Below are 16,360 nucleotides of genomic sequence, written 5' to 3'. Positions count from 1 at the left end.
GATACTGGAAAAGGTATTAGGCATGCAGAAAGAAAAACTTTCCGCTTTGATGGATGGCGAAACGTTGGATAGTGAGCTGCTCAAAGCGCTTACGCACGACCCGGAAATGCAGAAAACCTGGGAGAGTTATCACCTGATCCGCGATTCAATGCGGGGGGATACGCCTGACGTTCTCCATTTCGATATATCCGCTCGCGTGATGGCCGCTATTGAAAACGAGCCAGTACGTCAGGTGTCGCCATTAATCCCTGAGGCCCAACCCGCTCCGCAGCAATGGCAGAAAATGCCGTTCTGGAAAAAAGTGCGTCCGTGGGCGGCGCAGCTTACCCAAATGGGCGTGGCGGCGTGCGTTTCACTTGCAGTTATCGTCGGTGTCCAGCACTATAATGGGCAATCTGAAACATCCCAACAACCTGAAACGCCGGTTTTCAATACCCTGCCTATGATGGGGAAAGCTAGCCCGGTAAGTCTGGGAGTGCCTTCTGAAGCAGCGCCTGTCGGCAGTCAGCAACAGCAGGTACAGGAGCAGCGTCGTCGCATTAATGCCATGTTGCAGGACTATGAACTGCAGCGCCGACTGCACTCCGAACAGCTTCAGTTTGAGCAGGCGCAAACCCAGCAAGCCGCGGTACAGGTGCCAGGAATCCAAACTTTAGGAACGCAATCGCAGTAATGAAGCAACTTTGGTTTGCCATGTCCCTTGTGGCGGCTAGCCTGTTCTTCTCAGTAAACGCCTCGGCCGACCCTGCGTCCGGGGCGTTATTGCAGCAGATGAACATCGCCAGTCAGTCACTGAATTACGAGCTGTCATTCGTCAGCATCACGAAACAAGGCGTTGAATCTCTGCGTTATCGACACGCACGCCTGGATAGTCGCCCGCTTGCGCAATTGCTACAGTTGGACGGTCCCCGCCGGGAGGTCGTACAGCGTGGTAATGAAATCAGTTATTTTGAACCGGGCCTTGAGCCGTTCACCCTGAACGGTGATTATATTGTCGATTCTCTGCCTTCCCTGATTTACACCGATTTCAAGCGTCTGGCGCCTTACTACGACTTTATTTCCGTCGGTCGCACCCGTATCGCAGACAGATTGTGCGAAGTTATCCGCGTTGTGGCGCGCGATGGTACGCGTTACAGCTATATCGTCTGGATGGACATGGACACCAAACTGCCGATGCGCGTTGATCTGCTGGATCGCGATGGCGAGACGCTGGAGCAGTTCCGCGTTATTGCGTTCACGGTGAGTCAGGATATCGGCAGCAACATGCAGGCGCTGGCGAAGGCGAATCTGCCGCCGCTGCTTTCTGTTCCCGGTGGCGAAAAAACGAAATTTAACTGGAGTCCATCCTGGGTGCCGCAAGGCTTTAGCGAAGTTTCCAGCAGCCGTCGTCCGTTGCCGACGATGGATAACCTGCCTATCGAATCGCGGCTTTATTCTGACGGTCTGTTTAGCTTTTCCGTCAATGTGAACCGGGCGACGCAAAACAGCAGCGATCAGATGCTGCGCACCGGGCGCCGAACGGTTTATAGCAGCGTTCGCGACAACGCGGAAATCACCATTGTCGGCGAGCTTCCGCCGCAAACGGCGAAGCGCATTGCCGACAGTATCAAATTCAGGGCAGTACAATGATTAAAGAGTGGGCAACCGTTGTCTCCTGGCAGAATGGTCAGGCGGTGGTGAGCTGCGACGTTAAAGCGTCATGCAGCAGCTGCGCCTCCCGTGCGGGATGCGGCAGTCGCGTGCTGAATAAATTAGGGCCGCAAACCACCCATACCATTGTTGTGCCAAGCGCGGAGCCGCTGGCGCCGGGGCAGAAAGTCGAGTTGGGCATCGCCGAAAAAAGCCTTTTAGGTTCGGCGTTGCTGGTCTATATGTCGCCTTTAGCAGGGCTATTTCTTTGTGCGGCGCTTTTTCAGATGCTGTTTGGATCTGACCTTGCCGCATTAAGCGGGGCCGTGCTGGGCGGCGTGGGCGGTTTTCTGGTTGCCCGCGGCTATTCCCGAAAACTGGCGGAGCGCGACGCCTGGCAGCCGGTGATTTTAAACGTTGCCCTCCCGCCGGACCTTGTTCGCGTCGAAACTACCTCAATCGAAACGCGCCAGTAAACGTTTTGCCCAACGGTACACCTGCCGCGTTGGGTTGTTGTCCCGATAAACATGCGCTTTTCCTGCGTTGCGGTGTTTTACAGGAAAAAGCGAGGCGTTTTCCAGTTCCCGCTCTCCTTACACTATGAACATTTCCTCGCCTTAGCGTTGTAGTGTAGAATGCGGCGTTTCAGTTAAAACAGACGTTAAGCTCAGAACAGCGACCTCTAAAGTCTGGTCAACCAGGCGTAAGGCATAATAATTTATCTCTATGAAGAACATACGTAACTTTTCGATCATTGCTCACATTGACCACGGTAAATCGACGCTGTCTGACCGTATTATCCAGATCTGCGGTGGCCTGTCTGACCGTGAAATGGAAGCTCAGGTACTTGATTCGATGGATCTTGAGCGTGAGCGCGGTATTACTATTAAAGCCCAGAGTGTGACGCTGGATTTTAAAGCGTCTGATGGTGAAACTTATCAACTGAACTTTATCGACACGCCGGGACACGTTGACTTTTCCTATGAAGTTTCCCGTTCGTTAGCCGCCTGCGAGGGCGCGCTGCTGGTGGTGGATGCCGGCCAGGGCGTAGAAGCGCAAACGTTGGCGAACTGCTACACCGCGATGGAAATGGATCTTGAAGTGGTGCCGGTGCTTAACAAGATTGACCTGCCGGCCGCCGATCCGGAGCGTGTGGCGGAAGAAATCGAAGACATTGTCGGTATTGATGCGACGGACGCGGTACGCTGCTCCGCCAAAACGGGTGTCGGCGTGACGGATGTTCTGGAACGCCTGGTGCGCGATATCCCGCCGCCGCAAGGCGATCCGGACGGCCCGCTGCAGGCGCTGATTATTGACTCCTGGTTCGATAACTACCTGGGCGTGGTATCGCTGGTGCGTATTAAAAACGGCACCATGCGTAAAGGCGACAAAATTAAAGTGATGAGCACCGGGCAGACCTACAACGCTGACCGCCTGGGGATTTTCACGCCGAAACAGGTTGATCGTACCGAGCTGAAGTGCGGCGAAGTAGGCTGGCTGGTCTGCGCCATTAAAGATATCCTCGGCGCGCCGGTTGGCGATACCTTAACCTCAGCGCGTAACCCAGCGGAAAAAGCGTTGCCGGGCTTTAAGAAGGTGAAACCGCAGGTCTATGCAGGTCTGTTCCCGGTCAGCTCCGACGATTATGAAAGTTTCCGCGACGCGCTCGGCAAGCTGAGCCTGAACGATGCCTCACTGTTTTATGAACCGGAAAGCTCCTCGGCGCTGGGCTTTGGTTTCCGCTGCGGCTTCCTCGGCCTGTTGCACATGGAGATCATTCAGGAGCGTCTGGAACGCGAATACGATCTGGATCTGATCACCACTGCGCCGACCGTGGTTTATGAAGTAGAAACAACGGCGAAAGAGACTATCTATGTTGATAGCCCCTCCAAGCTGCCGCCGTTGAATAACATTTATGAACTGCGCGAGCCTATCGCCGAATGTCATATGCTGTTACCACAAGCCTATTTAGGTAACGTTATTACGCTGTGTATTGAGAAACGCGGCGTACAAACTAACATGGTGTATCACGGTAACCAGGTCGCGTTGACCTATGAAATCCCGATGGCGGAAGTGGTGCTCGACTTCTTTGACCGTCTGAAATCAACGTCGCGCGGCTATGCGTCTCTGGATTATAACTTCAAGCGCTTCCAGGCTTCCGATATGGTGCGTGTTGATGTGTTAATCAACAACGAGCGTGTCGATGCGCTGGCGCTGATCACGCACCGCGATAACTCGCAAAGCCGTGGTCGCGAGCTGGTGGAGAAGATGAAAGATTTGATTCCACGCCAGCAGTTTGATATTGCGATTCAGGCGGCGATTGGTACGCATATTATTGCCCGTTCGACGGTAAAACAGTTACGTAAAAACGTGCTGGCGAAGTGCTACGGCGGCGATATCAGTCGTAAGAAAAAACTGCTGCAGAAACAGAAAGAAGGTAAGAAACGCATGAAGCAGATCGGTAACGTCGAGCTGCCTCAGGAGGCGTTCCTCGCCATTCTGCATGTCGGTAAAGACAATAAATAATCCCTAAGGAGTTGGCATGGCGAACATGTTTGCCCTGATTCTGGTGATAGCCACACTGGTGACGGGCATTTTATGGTGCGTTGATAAGTTTGTTTTCGCGCCAAAACGTCGGGCGCGCCAGGCTGCCGCGCAAACGGCGTCGGGAGATGCGCTGGATAACGCTACGCTCAATAAAGTGGCGCCTAAGCCGGGCTGGCTGGAGACCGGGGCGTCGGTTTTCCCGGTTCTGGCGATCGTTCTGATCGTTCGTTCATTTCTTTATGAACCCTTTCAGATCCCGTCAGGCTCAATGATGCCGACACTGCTTATCGGCGATTTTATTCTGGTGGAAAAATTTGCCTACGGCATTAAAGATCCGATCTACCAGAAAACCCTGATTGAAACCGGTCATCCAAAGCGCGGGGATATTGTGGTATTTAAATATCCGGAAGATCCTAAGTTAGATTACATCAAACGCGCCGTCGGTTTGCCGGGCGATAAAATCACTTATGATCCGGTTGCGAAAGAGGTGACGATTCAGCCTGGCTGTAGCTCCGGTCAGGCGTGCGAAAATGCGCTGCCGGTTACCTACTCTAACGTTGAGCCGAGCGATTTTGTACAGACCTTTGCCCGCCGTAACGGCGGAGAAGCGACCAGCGGTTTCTTTGAGGTTCCGCTAAACGAGACGAAAGAAAACGGCATTCGCCTGACCGAACGTAAAGAGACGTTGGGCGATGTGACGCACCGCATCCTGATGGTGCCGATAGCTCAGGATCAGTTGGGCATGTATTACCAACAGCCAGGACAACCGCTGGCGACCTGGGTTGTACCACCGGGACAATATTTCATGATGGGCGACAACCGCGATAACAGCGCGGATAGCCGTTACTGGGGATTTGTTCCGGAAGCGAATCTGGTCGGTAAAGCGGTCGCTATCTGGATGAGCTTTGACAAGCAGGAAGGGGAGTGGCCGACAGGCGTACGCCTGAGTCGTATCGGCGGTATTCACTAACTGTGACGAAATGATCGTTCACGCTGTCGTCTTTTTAGCGGCAGCGTGAATTATTTCCTGGATAAATTCCCTCAGACTAACGACATCCCCTGTCGTTGTGTATAGAATATTCCCCCGAAGTTTTAGGTTGGCGCCGTTTGGTCGCCACGGCACACGAAACAGCGTTGGTTATAGACAACCTTCTTTCCGCTGCAGCGATGCGGCAGGACAGATGACGTGTATCAGGTCTGTTTCGTGTGCTGGATTGTTGACGCATTCATTTATTGGTATCGCATGAACCCCATCGTAATTAATCGGCTTCAACGGAAGCTGGGCTACACTTTTAATCATCAGGAGCTGTTGCAGCAGGCATTAACTCACCGCAGCGCCAGCAGTAAACATAACGAACGCCTGGAGTTTTTAGGCGATTCAATCCTGAGCTTCGTTATCGCTAACGCGCTTTATCACCGTTTCCCACGGGTGGATGAGGGAGATATGAGCCGTATGCGCGCCACGTTGGTACGTGGTAATACGCTGGCGGAATTAGCCCGTGAATTTGATTTAGGCGAGTGCCTGCGTTTAGGGCCGGGCGAATTAAAAAGCGGCGGATTTCGTCGGGAGTCCATTCTGGCGGACACCGTGGAAGCGTTAATCGGCGGAGTATTTCTCGATAGCAATATCCAGACCGTCGAGCAGTTAATCCTTAACTGGTATAAAACCCGTCTGGATGAGATAAGTCCGGGCGATAAACAAAAAGATCCTAAAACGCGCTTGCAGGAGTATTTGCAGGGTCGCCATCTGCCGCTGCCATCTTACCTGGTTGTGCAGGTACGCGGCGAGGCGCACGATCAGGAATTTACTATCCACTGCCAGGTCAGCGGCCTGAGCGAACCGGTGGTTGGCACGGGTTCCAGCCGTCGTAAGGCGGAGCAGGCTGCCGCCGAACAGGCGCTGAAAAAACTGGAGTTGGAATGAGCACCGATAAAACTTATTGCGGATTTATTGCCATCGTCGGACGTCCGAACGTTGGCAAATCCACCTTGCTGAACAAACTGCTTGGGCAGAAGATTTCGATCACTTCCCGTAAAGCGCAGACCACGCGCCACCGCATTGTCGGTATTCATACCGAAGGCCCGTATCAGGCAATCTATGTCGATACCCCGGGACTGCATATGGAAGAAAAGCGCGCCATTAACCGTTTGATGAATAAGGCGGCGAGCAGTTCGATTGGCGACGTTGAGCTGGTGATTTTCGTTGTGGAAGGCACCCGTTGGACGCCGGACGACGAAATGGTCCTGAACAAACTGCGCGATGGCAAAGCGCCGGTTATTCTCGCCGTTAACAAGGTGGATAACGTGCAGGAAAAAGCCGATTTGCTGCCGCACCTCCAGTTCCTGGCAAGCCAGATGAACTTTCTTGATATCGTACCCATCTCTGCTGAAACGGGTATGAACGTCGATACCATTGCCGGTATCGTGCGTAAACATTTACCGGAAGCGATTCATCACTTCCCGGAAGATTACATCACCGATCGCTCTCAGCGCTTTATGGCGTCTGAAATCATTCGTGAAAAGCTGATGCGTTTTCTCGGCGCCGAGCTGCCGTATTCCGTTACCGTTGAGATTGAACGTTTTGTTACCAACGAACGCGGCGGCTATGATATCAACGGGCTGATCCTCGTCGAACGCGAAGGGCAGAAGAAGATGGTGATTGGCAACAAAGGCGCCAAAATCAAAACCATTGGTATTGAAGCGCGTAAAGACATGCAGGAGATGTTTGAAGCGCCGGTACACCTGGAACTGTGGGTGAAAGTGAAATCCGGCTGGGCCGATGACGAACGCGCTCTGCGCAGTCTCGGTTACGTAGACGATCTGTGAGTTAACACAGCGTGGAAGGGTGGCAGCGCGCATTTGTCCTGCACAGTCGCCCCTGGAGCGAAACCAGCCTGATGCTGGACGTCTTCACGGAAGAATCGGGGCGCGTGCGCCTTGTCGCCAAAGGCGCGCGATCTAAACGTTCCAATCTGAAAGGCGCGTTACAGCCTTTTACGCCGTTATTGCTACGCTACAGCGGACGCGGCGAGGTGAAAACCCTGCGCAGCGCCGAGGCAGTTTCTCTGGCGCTGCCGTTAAGCGGTATTACGCTCTATAGCGGCCTGTACATCAACGAACTCCTCTCTCGCGTACTGGAATATGAAACGCGCTTCTCCGAACTCTTTTTTGATTATCTGAACTGTATTCAGGCGCTGGCGGGAACCACCGGCTCGCCTGAACCGGCGTTGCGACGTTTCGAACTGGCGTTGCTGGGTCATCTGGGGTATGGCGTCAATTTCACCCACTGTGCAGGCAGCGGCGAACGGGTGGATGACACCATGACCTACCGTTACCGCGAAGAAAAAGGCTTTTTCGCCAGCGTCGTCATCGATAACAACACCTTTACCGGACGGCACCTGAAAGCGCTGGAGGCGCGGGAATTTCCGGATGTAGATACCCTGCGTGCCGCTAAACGCTTTACCCGTATGGCATTAAAGCCGTATCTTGGGGGAAAACCGTTAAAAAGCCGGGAGCTGTTCCGGCAATTTATGCCCAAACGCACAGTAAAAACGAAGAAAGATTAACGAGGATTGTCATGGCTGAATTACTGTTAGGCGTCAATATTGACCACATTGCCACGTTACGTAATGCGCGCGGCACCGACTATCCGGATCCGGTACAGGCGGCGTTTATTGCTGAACAGGCAGGCGCGGACGGCATTACCGTACACCTGCGCGAAGATCGTCGCCACATTACCGATCGCGATGTGCGCATTCTGCGTCAGACGCTGCATACGCGTATGAATCTGGAGATGGCGGTGACCGAAGAGATGCTGGCGATCGCCGTAGAAACCAGGCCGCATTTCTGTTGTCTGGTACCGGAAAAACGCCAGGAAGTCACCACCGAAGGCGGCCTGGATGTGGCCGGACAGCGCGATAAAATGCGTGATGCCTGTGCGCGCCTGGCGGCGGCTGGCATCCAGGTTTCGCTCTTTATCGATGCCGATGAAGCGCAAATCAACGCGGCGGCGGAAGTCGGCGCGCCGTTTATCGAAATCCATACCGGCTGCTACGCCAACGCAGAAACCGATGCGGAACAGGCAAAAGAGCTGGCGCGTATTGCCAGCGCCGCGACCCTGGCGGCCCGTCTGGGGCTAAAAGTAAATGCGGGTCATGGCCTGACCTACCATAACGTCAAAGCTATTGCCGCACTTCCGGAAATGCACGAGCTCAATATCGGTCATGCCATTATTGGTCGGGCGGTGATGACGGGGCTGAAAGAGGCGGTGGCTGAAATGAAACGTTTGATGCTGGAAGCGCGCGGCTAATGGCGATTCTCGGCCTGGGAACGGATATTGTAGAGATTGCCCGCATTGAGGCAGTGATCTCCCGTTCCGGCGAACGTCTGGCAAGGCGTGTGCTCAGTGACAACGAGTGGGCTATCTGGGAGACGCATCAGCAGCCGGTGCGTTTTCTCGCCAAGCGTTTTGCGGTCAAAGAGGCGGCAGCGAAAGCTTTTGGCACCGGCATCCGCAACGGTCTGGCGTTTAATCAGTTCGAAGTGTTTAACGATGAGCTGGGAAAACCACGTTTGCGGCTGTGGGGCGAGGCGTTAACGCTGGCGGAAAAACTCGGTGTGGCGCACATGCATGTCACGTTGGCCGATGAACGCCATTACGCCTGCGCTACGGTCATTCTGGAGAGTTAGATTTGTCGGATGGCGGCGTAAACACGTTATCTGACCTACAGGCCGATATATTGTCGGCCTGATAAGCATAGCGCCATCAGGCATTGTTGCGTTGGAAGTGCGTTAACCCGCTTACAGTTTATCTGCGTGATGCATCAGAACAAACTTATCCCACAACTGTTCTTCGGTTTCGACATGGGCGGGATCCTGCAAAATCGTATTGGGGATCGGGCAGACTTTCTGACAGGTCGGCGTTTCGTAATGGCCTACACACTCGGTGCATTTGTCGCTGTTAATCTCATAAATGCTGTCGCCCATTGAAATCGCCTCATTCGGGCACTCCGGCTCGCACATATCGCAATTGATACATTTTTTGGTGATTAACAGCGCCATCAGGAAATTCTCAGAAACAACACAAATCGGGCGGGCATTATACGCCTATTTTCTGCTCGGGCCAGCTCTTTTCTGGCGCTGATTTGTTATCTACAGTGTAAAAATTTTTGATCTGCTTGAGCAGGCAGATGGTTGCGTTATCCAGTGAAAGGTCATTACTGTGCACCAGCATGACAGGAATAAAAAATGCGGGGATGCCCAGTGAAACCAGGCGAACATTTTTGGGTGTCGATAAATGGGTTAGCGAGCGGGTAATAAATGCGATGCCAATCTGCGCTTCGGCATACTCAAGGCATGAGTAGTGGTTATCCAGTTCGCAGATGACGTTAGGAACGACTTTGCGGTTATTAAATTCAGTGGTGATGATCCCTCTTAATAGCAGAGAGTCATTAAGCACGATAATGGGCTGGTCGTTTAAATCTTTTAGATGCAGACGTTCGCGTGTCGCCAGAGGATGAGAAAGTGGGATTGCAGCGATAATTTCATCTTCAAACAGCATGGTCGAGCTTAGCTGGGCAGGGAGCGCTGTTCGATAAACAATGCCAATATCAACGGCGCTATCCGTCAGCTTTTTAATGGTTTGCTCAGTTGAGAACTCTTTAACATTTAAAGATATTTCCGGATGGTGCGCCATAAAGTTGCGAAAAGCGGGCAGGACCAGGTAGCTGCCTGACACCCCGATTGAAATAGTATCGCGCTGTTGATCCTGATAGGGAAGAAGCTCATTTTCGGCATTTTTTAAATCCAGCATTATTTTGTTAGCGTGTCGTTGCAAAATAATGCCTGCTTTTGTTAATTTAATTCCTCTGCCTTTTCGCTTAAATAATATTGTTTTAAGTGATGACTCAAGTTGTTTGATTTGCTGACTTAATGATGGCTGAGTGATAAACAGGCGACTGGCTGCCCGACCATAATGTAATTCATCACACAATATCAGGAAGGAATGTAGTTGTTTGATATTCATTAAAATTTAATGCCAATCGATTGGGTTTTGTTATAACGATTATAAAAAATACCAAATTGTTTGCCTATTTTGCTTTTTTTAAACTGTGATCAGTGCATTTTAAAAAGGGAAAATTATGTCGGCATCAATCAACCGCTGGGGAATGCTTGCCGCTCACGTGTGCATCAATTTTGTGCTCGGGGGCGTCTACGCATTTAGCTATTTCAAAACACCACTCATGGCGCAATATCACTGGGATCCGGCTACGCTGGCGTTAGCATTCTCTATCAACATGGGGATCATTCCTTTACCGATGATTTGGGGCGGGAGAATGATCGACAATGGTAAAGGAAAGCAGGCGATAGTTATCGGCGGTATCCTGTTTTCTTTAGGTTTTATCTTGTCCGGGTTTGTGGATAATTTGCCCATGCTGTTTTTAACCTACGGCGTCATTGCCGGGTTGGGATCGGGCCTGGCTTTTACGGGTAATCTTAATAATATTCTGAAATTTTTCCCTGACCGTCGCGGTCTGGCCAGCGGTATCGTACTGGCGGGTGTTGGCGTCGGGACGCTACTTTGCACCCGCCTGGCCGAATATTTTATGGCGCAAACTCACGATGTTAGTCGGGCGTTGTTATATCTGGGTATTGTTTATCTGGTGGTTATTTTTATCGTCCAGTTCTTTATTCGTAGCGCGCCAGCAAAAGATAGTGGAGGAATTAAAGCGTCGCCACTGGATAAAGACTATCGGCACATGCTGAAAGATCTGCGCTTCTGGCTGCTGTTTATGATTCTGGCGCTGGGCGTGTTCTCTGGGATGGTAATTAGCTCAAGCTCTGCGCAAATTGGTATGACGCAGTACGGTTTACTGTCTGGTGCATTAGTCGTTAGCCTGGTCTCGATATTTAACTCGATCGGTCGCCTGTTCTGGGGAGGGTTAACCGATAAATTAGGCGGCTATAATACGCTGGTTATTGTTTACCTCTTTACTTGCTTGTGTATGCTGCTGTTATTTTTCTTCAATGGCAATACTTCGGTATTCTATTTCAGCGCTCTGGGCGTGGGCTTTGCTTATGCCGGTATATTAGTTATCTTCCCTGGCTTGACCAGCCAGAATTTTGGTATGCGTAACCAGGGACTAAACTACGGCTTTATGTATTTTGGTTTTGCCGTCGGTGCGGTTATTGCTCCTTACGTCACGTCCGCTATTGCAAAATATACCGGAAGCTACAATACAGTATTTATTTTGACAACGGTGCTATTGCTTATTGGAGTCGTGTTGACCCTGATAACGAAAAAATATGTCGCAACGGTTTTAGCCAAAATTCATTAATCAGATAATAAGGAAATAAAAATGAAAATTGCAATCGCAGGTGCAGGCGCTATGGGGTGTCGTTTTGGCTATATGCTGCTGGAGGCCGGGCACGACGTGACGCTTATTGATGGCTGGCAGGAGCATGTCGACGCTATTCGTAGCAAGGGGTTGTTTGTCGAAACGGAAACGACTCAGAAGTATTACCCCATCCCTGCTATGTTGGCCGATGAATCCCAGGGGGAGTTTGAGCTGGTTATTCTGTTTACCAAAGCCATGCAGCTGGATAGCATGTTACAGCGTATCAAGCCATTACTGCCAGCCGCGAAGGTCGTGATGATTTTATCTAACGGCCTGGGAAATATCGAAACGCTGGAGAAATATGTCGATCGGCAGAAAATCTATGCGGGTGTGACGTTATGGTCCAGCGAACTGGAGGGGGCTGGGCATATTATGGCCACCGGTACCGGAACGATTGAACTGCAGCCGATAGCCAGCCAGGATTCGGCTCAAGAGGCTAAGGTCATTGCCACCCTTAATAGCGCTGGATTGAATGCTGAAATAAGCCCTGACGTATTATTATCGATCTGGAAGAAAGCAGCCTTTAATAGCGTAATGAACACCTATTGCGCGCTACTGGATTGTAATGTCGGCGGATTTGGTCAGCGGCCTGGTGCTTTAGATTTAGCGCAAGCGGTAGTTGATGAGTTTGTGTTAGTTGCTGCCAGCCAGAATATTCCGTTGACTGAGCAAATGGTGATGAATACGGTGAAGAAAGTGTTCGATCCGCGTGAGAGCGGCCACCACTATCCTTCTATGCATCAGGATTTACATAAAGGCCGACTGACTGAAATCGACTATTTAAATGGTGCGATTGCGCGAATCGGCGCTCAGAACAATATTGCCGTACCGGTTAACACACTCCTGACGCAATTGATTCACGCGAAAGAAGCGCAATAAACTTGATGGCTCTTCTGCATGAGGCGGAAGAGCCATTTTCATACCAGTTTTTTTACCAGCGCCTCGCTATGGCGAATACGCTCCGGCGCCCGCTCTAAATCCTGTTGTACCAGCGCCATAAACAGTAAGTCGGTCAACATCATTTGCGCATGTGTCGAGGAGATAGCGGCGCTGCGCGTCGCCTGCTCTTCGGCAATCGTATACAGACAGCGGGTGGCGCGCTGCTGCAAGGCGTTGGGAGAAAAACCGGTAATGGCCAGGATTTTCGCGCCTGCGCGTAATGTTTCGTCCGCCGCCAGGTTCAGCTCGCGCCGCTCCCCGGAATAAGAGATCGCCAGCAGCAGATCCTCCGGCGCCAGCGCCTGCACCGTCGCCAGCAGGGCGTGCATATCGCGCTCAACCACCGCGTTAATGCCAATCTTCAGTAGCTTCCAGGCAAAATTTTGCGCCACCAGCCCAGAGGCGCCAATCCCGGTGATCACAATACGGCGGGCGTGGCGCAGCATCGTGACGCTTTCTAACAGCTTTTCTTCACTGTTAACGTCCAGCGTGGCGTGCATCGCCGCCACATTCTCTTTAATTAATTTTTCCCCGACCAGGCGCATCGGATCGTCGCCGCGAATCTGGTTATGAACGGGAACGGAATGCGGATTAGGATTGCTGGCCAACGCTTCGCTGATAGCCAGTTTCAACGCCGGAAACCCTTTAAACCCCAGTTTTTGCGCGAACTTGACTACGCTGGATTGGCTGACGCCCGCTTCGGCCGCCAGTTGCTGCGAGCTCAGATGCCGCGCCGTATCCGGTTGCGCGAGCAGATAATCCGCCAGTTTCCTGTCGCTTTGCGCGAGATCCGGATAACGCTGGCGAATACGAATCAAACAGTTCATGGGCAGCTCCTGCGAAACGTGATGGCGACGACAAAACGAAATTTCACTCGCCTGGGGGAATATTCTATTCCATCATGGACGCTTATTATGAATTAAAAATTCCAGAGGGACAAAAATGAATCTTGGTACCTTAGTGTCTGAAACCCGTAACCCGCAAACGATGGATCTGGATGCGTTGCCTACTCCTGAATTAGTTAAGCGTTTTAATGAACAGGATACGCGGGTAGCGGAAGCGGTAAAAGCCACTCTGCCTGACGTTGCGCGTGCGGTGGATGCCGCGGCGGCGGCGCTGAAGTCTGGCGGACGTATCATCTATATGGGCGCGGGCACCAGTGGTCGGCTTGGCGTACTGGATGCCTCAGAATGCCCCCCGACGTTTGGCGTTCCGCACGGTCTGGTCGTCGGGCTGATTGCCGGCGGGCCGGGCGCGTTGCTGAAAGCGGTCGAAGGCGCGGAAGACAGCCAACAGGCAGGCGAAGACGATCTTGTCGCACTAAATCTGCAAGAACAGGATCTGGTCGTGGGGCTCGCGGCGTCGGGTCGTACACCCTATGTGATTGGCGGCCTGCGCTATGCGCGACAGTCCGGTTGTACCACTGTTGCCGTCTCCTGTAATCCAGATTCGCCTATTGCGCGGGAGGCTAATATCGCTATTTCGCCCGTTGTCGGGCCGGAAGCGCTTACCGGCTCCACGCGGCTGAAATCCGGCACCGCGCAGAAAATGGTGCTCAATATGATTTCTACCGGCGCGATGGTGAAGTTCGGTAAGGTCTATCAGAACCTGATGGTGGATATGAAAGCCACCAACGTCAAACTGGTCGATCGCGCGTGTCGGATGGTCGTTGAAGCGACCGGGATAGGTCGTGAAGAGGCGGAAACGTTGCTGAAACAGACCGATTTTGAGGTTAAGCCCGCCATTTTGATGGCGCTTACGGGGCTGGATGCTGCAGCCGCCAGGGAAAAACTCGCCGCTCATCAGGGCTTTTTAAGGGCGGCGTTAGAACACTAAAGAGGTGTGTATGGATAAGACGGCAGCGCTCGCCAGCGACATTTTACGTGGTATCGGCGGAGAGCAAAATATTCTGCGCCTGGAAAACTGTATGACGCGAGTCAGGGTGGAGGTACAGGACGACAGCCAACTGGATATTCCGCGCTTAAAAGCGTTGCCTGGCGTCAGTGGATACGTAAAGCAAGGGGAGCAACATCAGCTGATCGTTGGGCCGGGGAAGGCTGCGCAGGTGGTTGATGCGATGCGCGTGCAGATTGCCGCAGGTGGTGTAAAGCCGGACGATGCTATGGCGCGTACCAAATCCGAGGCGAAAGCGAAGTATAAAGCGCCGATGAGCGATGCGTTGCGTAAGCTGGCGAATGTTTTTATACCGCTTATCCCCGCCTTTATCGCATCCGGCTTGATTACCGGCATTATCAACATTCTTAAACGTCCGGATGTCGTTGGCGATGTTGCCGTCCACTATCCTAACCTGCTGGGCCTGATGGGGATATTTGGCAGCGCGGTGTTCGCTATCATGAACATTCTGGTTGGCATCAATACCGCGAAAGTCTTTGGCGGATCGCAGGCGTTAGGCGGCGTGATGGCGGGGATCCTTTCCAGCCCGCAACTGGCGCAGATTACGCTCTTTGGCGAGGCGCTTCAGCCGGGACGGGGCGGCGTTATCGCCGTCCTGCTGGTGGTGGCGTTAATGTGCTGGATTGAGCGCCAGTTCCGTAAGCTGCTGCCGGGGTCGCTGGAGTTAATTCTTAACCCTTTATTGACGACTGTTATCACCGGCGCGGTAGCGATTGTCGCTCTGCAACCGCTTGGCGGCTGGATTTCAGACGCTATTGCTCACGGCGCGTCCTGGGCTATCGATCGCGGCGGTTTTCTGGTGGGCGCGGTGTTAGCCGGAACCTTCCTGCCGTTGGTACTGACCGGGCTGCATCAGGGGCTGGTGCCTATTCATGTGGAGCTGGTGCAAGCGCACGGCTATAACGCGCTGTTTCCCATCCTGGCGATGGCGGGCGTTGGTCAGATAGGCGCGGCCATTGCCGTACTGATGAAAACCCGCAATGCGCGACTCAAAAAGGTGATTAAAGGCGCGCTTCCTGTCGGACTGCTGGGGATTGGCGAGCCGCTGATTTTTGGCGTCACGCTGCCATTGGGTAAGCCATTTATTGGCGCTTGCCTCGGCGGCGCGGTAGGCGGGGCGTTGATCAGCTACTGGAAAGTGGCGACGGTAATTACCTTTGGTATTTCCGGTTTGCCGCTGGCATTAACAATTGTTGCCGGAAAAGTCCTGTTCTATCTGTTAGGCTATTTAATAGCGGTAATTGCCGGGTTTATTTTTACCTGGCTGCTGGGGTTCAATGATCCAGAGGAGTAAGGTTTGGTCAGCCACGAGCGTCGTGTCGTCTTTTTTGATTTGGATGGAACGTTACATCAACAGGATATGTTCGGCAGTTTTCTGCGTTATTTGCTGCGCCGTCAGCCGCTAAATGCGCTGCTCGTACTGCCGTTGTTACCCATTATCGGTATCGGTTTACTGGTCAAAGGGCGTGCGGCCCGCTGGCCGATGAGTCTGTTGTTGTGGGGCTGTACTTTTGGCCATAGCGAAACGCGTTTGCAGGCGCATCAGGCGGATTTTGTCCGTTGGTTTCGCGCTAACGTCACGGCGTTTCCGGTCGTACAGGAGCGTCTGACCACCTATCTATTGAGCTCTGACGCGGATATCTGGCTTATTACCGGTTCTCCGCAATCATTGGTAGAGCAAGTCTATTTTGATACGCCGTGGCTGCCGCGCGTTAACCTCATCGCCAGCCAGATGGCGCGACGGTATGGCGGCTGGGTATTAACCGTGCGCTGTCTGGGCCATGAAAAAGTCGCGCAACTGGAACGTAAAATCGGTACGCCGTTGCGTCTTTATAGCGGCTACAGCGACAGCAAACAGGATAACCCGCTGCTTTATTTTTGCCAGCATCGCTGGCGGGTGACGCCGCACGGCGAGTTGCAGCAGCTCGAATAGT

General features: G+C 52.6%; 18 protein-coding genes. 15 read left to right on the top strand and 3 right to left on the bottom strand.

The genetic code is table 11. The features are described 5' to 3' along the window. Positions 1–22: 22 nt before the first annotated feature. The 10 genes from rseA to acpS all read left to right on the top strand — a co-directional run bounded on the left by rseA (position 23) and on the right by acpS (position 8,865). Positions 23–673 carry an anti-sigma-E factor RseA gene (gene rseA / locus ACLJQJ_RS18045; RefSeq protein WP_001168374.1) on the top strand — a complete coding sequence of 217 codons (651 nt, stop codon included), beginning with the start codon at positions 23–25 and terminating at the stop codon, positions 671–673. Then, positions 673–1,629 carry a sigma-E factor regulatory protein RseB gene (gene rseB, locus ACLJQJ_RS18040; protein WP_000812021.1) on the top strand — a complete coding sequence of 319 codons (957 nt, stop codon included), beginning with the start codon at positions 673–675 and terminating at the stop codon, positions 1,627–1,629. The genes rseA and rseB overlap by 1 nt, the downstream gene beginning before the upstream one ends. Then, positions 1,626–2,105, top strand: coding sequence for a SoxR-reducing system protein RseC (gene rseC / locus ACLJQJ_RS18035; RefSeq protein ID WP_000589087.1), 480 nt, complete (start codon positions 1,626–1,628; stop codon positions 2,103–2,105). The genes rseB and rseC overlap by 4 nt, the downstream gene beginning before the upstream one ends. Positions 2,106–2,355: 250 nt before the next feature. Beyond that, entirely contained in the window at positions 2,356–4,155 is a 1,800-nt protein-coding gene (gene lepA / locus ACLJQJ_RS18030; RefSeq protein WP_000790154.1) for a translation elongation factor 4, read from the top strand. 16 nt (positions 4,156–4,171) lie between these two features. Next, positions 4,172–5,146, top strand: a complete 975-nt coding sequence (lepB, locus tag ACLJQJ_RS18025) for a signal peptidase I (protein ID WP_000002559.1) — start codon at positions 4,172–4,174, stop codon at positions 5,144–5,146. A gap of 273 nt (positions 5,147–5,419) precedes the next feature. Continuing rightward, complete coding sequence (gene rnc / locus ACLJQJ_RS18020; protein ID WP_001068341.1) at positions 5,420–6,100, top strand: ribonuclease III; 681 nt, start codon at positions 5,420–5,422, stop codon at positions 6,098–6,100. Beyond that, a complete protein-coding gene (gene era, locus ACLJQJ_RS18015; RefSeq protein WP_000102230.1) occupies positions 6,097–7,002 on the top strand; it encodes a GTPase Era in 906 nt (301 codons plus the stop codon). Before rnc ends, era begins: the two co-directional genes overlap by 4 nt. 11 nt (positions 7,003–7,013) lie before the next feature. Beyond that, positions 7,014–7,742: a DNA repair protein RecO gene (gene recO / locus ACLJQJ_RS18010; RefSeq protein WP_000399380.1), complete on the top strand. Its 729-nt coding sequence runs from the start codon at positions 7,014–7,016 to the stop codon at positions 7,740–7,742. A gap of 11 nt (positions 7,743–7,753) precedes the next feature. Then, complete coding sequence (pdxJ, locus tag ACLJQJ_RS18005; RefSeq protein WP_000818964.1) at positions 7,754–8,485, top strand: pyridoxine 5'-phosphate synthase; 732 nt, start codon at positions 7,754–7,756, stop codon at positions 8,483–8,485. Beyond that, entirely contained in the window at positions 8,485–8,865 is a 381-nt protein-coding gene (acpS, locus tag ACLJQJ_RS18000; RefSeq protein WP_000986043.1) for a holo-ACP synthase, read from the top strand. Before pdxJ ends, acpS begins: the two co-directional genes overlap by 1 nt. A gap of 111 nt (positions 8,866–8,976) precedes the next feature. On the opposite strand, the gene ACLJQJ_RS17995 is transcribed toward acpS, so the two are convergent. Then, entirely contained in the window at positions 8,977–9,237 is a 261-nt protein-coding gene (locus ACLJQJ_RS17995) for a YfhL family 4Fe-4S dicluster ferredoxin (protein WP_001196291.1), read from the bottom strand. Between the two features lie 37 nt (positions 9,238–9,274). Then, the gene (locus ACLJQJ_RS17990; protein WP_001022463.1) at positions 9,275–10,201 is read right to left on the bottom strand and encodes a LysR family transcriptional regulator; all 927 of its coding nucleotides are present in this window, start codon (positions 10,199–10,201) and stop codon (positions 9,275–9,277) included. Between the two features lie 115 nt (positions 10,202–10,316). On the opposite strand from ACLJQJ_RS17990, the gene ACLJQJ_RS17985 reads away from it, so the two are divergent. Further along, on the top strand, positions 10,317–11,513 hold the full coding sequence (locus tag ACLJQJ_RS17985; protein WP_001276364.1) for an OFA family MFS transporter: 1,197 nt from the start codon (positions 10,317–10,319) through the stop codon (positions 11,511–11,513). Between the two features lie 21 nt (positions 11,514–11,534). Continuing rightward, positions 11,535–12,452, top strand: a complete 918-nt coding sequence (locus ACLJQJ_RS17980) for an oxidoreductase (RefSeq protein WP_000684023.1) — start codon at positions 11,535–11,537, stop codon at positions 12,450–12,452. 38 nt (positions 12,453–12,490) lie between these two features. Here ACLJQJ_RS17980 and ACLJQJ_RS17975 read toward each other — a convergent pair whose 3' ends face one another. Further along, positions 12,491–13,339, bottom strand: coding sequence for a MurR/RpiR family transcriptional regulator (locus tag ACLJQJ_RS17975; RefSeq protein ID WP_000995694.1), 849 nt, complete (start codon positions 13,337–13,339; stop codon positions 12,491–12,493). 115 nt (positions 13,340–13,454) lie between these two features. On the opposite strand from ACLJQJ_RS17975, the gene murQ reads away from it, so the two are divergent. The 3 genes from murQ to yfhb are packed head-to-tail and all read left to right on the top strand — an operon-like array spanning position 13,455 to position 16,359. Next, positions 13,455–14,348 carry an N-acetylmuramic acid 6-phosphate etherase gene (gene murQ, locus ACLJQJ_RS17970; protein WP_001048535.1) on the top strand — a complete coding sequence of 298 codons (894 nt, stop codon included), beginning with the start codon at positions 13,455–13,457 and terminating at the stop codon, positions 14,346–14,348. 10 nt (positions 14,349–14,358) lie between these two features. Further along, complete coding sequence (locus ACLJQJ_RS17965) at positions 14,359–15,720, top strand: PTS transporter subunit EIIC (RefSeq protein WP_063809648.1); 1,362 nt, start codon at positions 14,359–14,361, stop codon at positions 15,718–15,720. A gap of 3 nt (positions 15,721–15,723) precedes the next feature. Further along, entirely contained in the window at positions 15,724–16,359 is a 636-nt protein-coding gene (gene yfhb, locus ACLJQJ_RS17960) for a phosphatidylglycerophosphatase C (protein WP_000253558.1), read from the top strand. Position 16,360 lies beyond the last annotated feature (1 nt).

The organism is Salmonella sp. SAL04202 (genome assembly GCF_046550775.1).
Taxonomy (GTDB): domain Bacteria; phylum Pseudomonadota; class Gammaproteobacteria; order Enterobacterales; family Enterobacteriaceae; genus Salmonella; species Salmonella enterica.
Note: the sequence above shows the minus strand (reverse complement) of the source record. Positions and strands in the feature narration are given on the sequence as shown.

Bases quoted from the DNA above. Each gene is read 5' to 3' on its own strand.
- rseA (WP_001168374.1), top strand. From the start codon at position 23: ATGCAGAAAGAAAAACTTTCCGCTTTGATGGATGGCGAAACGTTGGAT.
- rseB (WP_000812021.1), top strand. From the start codon at position 673: ATGAAGCAACTTTGGTTTGCCATGTCCCTTGTGGCGGCTAGCCTGTTC.
- rseC (WP_000589087.1), top strand. From the start codon at position 1,626: ATGATTAAAGAGTGGGCAACCGTTGTCTCCTGGCAGAATGGTCAGGCG.
- lepA (WP_000790154.1), top strand. From the start codon at position 2,356: ATGAAGAACATACGTAACTTTTCGATCATTGCTCACATTGACCACGGT.
- lepB (WP_000002559.1), top strand. From the start codon at position 4,172: ATGGCGAACATGTTTGCCCTGATTCTGGTGATAGCCACACTGGTGACG.
- rnc (WP_001068341.1), top strand. From the start codon at position 5,420: ATGAACCCCATCGTAATTAATCGGCTTCAACGGAAGCTGGGCTACACT.
- era (WP_000102230.1), top strand. From the start codon at position 6,097: ATGAGCACCGATAAAACTTATTGCGGATTTATTGCCATCGTCGGACGT.
- pdxJ (WP_000818964.1), top strand. From the start codon at position 7,754: ATGGCTGAATTACTGTTAGGCGTCAATATTGACCACATTGCCACGTTA.
- acpS (WP_000986043.1), top strand. From the start codon at position 8,485: ATGGCGATTCTCGGCCTGGGAACGGATATTGTAGAGATTGCCCGCATT.
- ACLJQJ_RS17995 (WP_001196291.1), bottom strand. From the start codon at position 9,237: ATGGCGCTGTTAATCACCAAAAAATGTATCAATTGCGATATGTGCGAG.
- ACLJQJ_RS17990 (WP_001022463.1), bottom strand. From the start codon at position 10,201: ATGAATATCAAACAACTACATTCCTTCCTGATATTGTGTGATGAATTA.
- ACLJQJ_RS17985 (WP_001276364.1), top strand. From the start codon at position 10,317: ATGTCGGCATCAATCAACCGCTGGGGAATGCTTGCCGCTCACGTGTGC.
- ACLJQJ_RS17980 (WP_000684023.1), top strand. From the start codon at position 11,535: ATGAAAATTGCAATCGCAGGTGCAGGCGCTATGGGGTGTCGTTTTGGC.
- ACLJQJ_RS17975 (WP_000995694.1), bottom strand. From the start codon at position 13,339: ATGAACTGTTTGATTCGTATTCGCCAGCGTTATCCGGATCTCGCGCAA.
- murQ (WP_001048535.1), top strand. From the start codon at position 13,455: ATGAATCTTGGTACCTTAGTGTCTGAAACCCGTAACCCGCAAACGATG.
- ACLJQJ_RS17965 (WP_063809648.1), top strand. From the start codon at position 14,359: ATGGATAAGACGGCAGCGCTCGCCAGCGACATTTTACGTGGTATCGGC.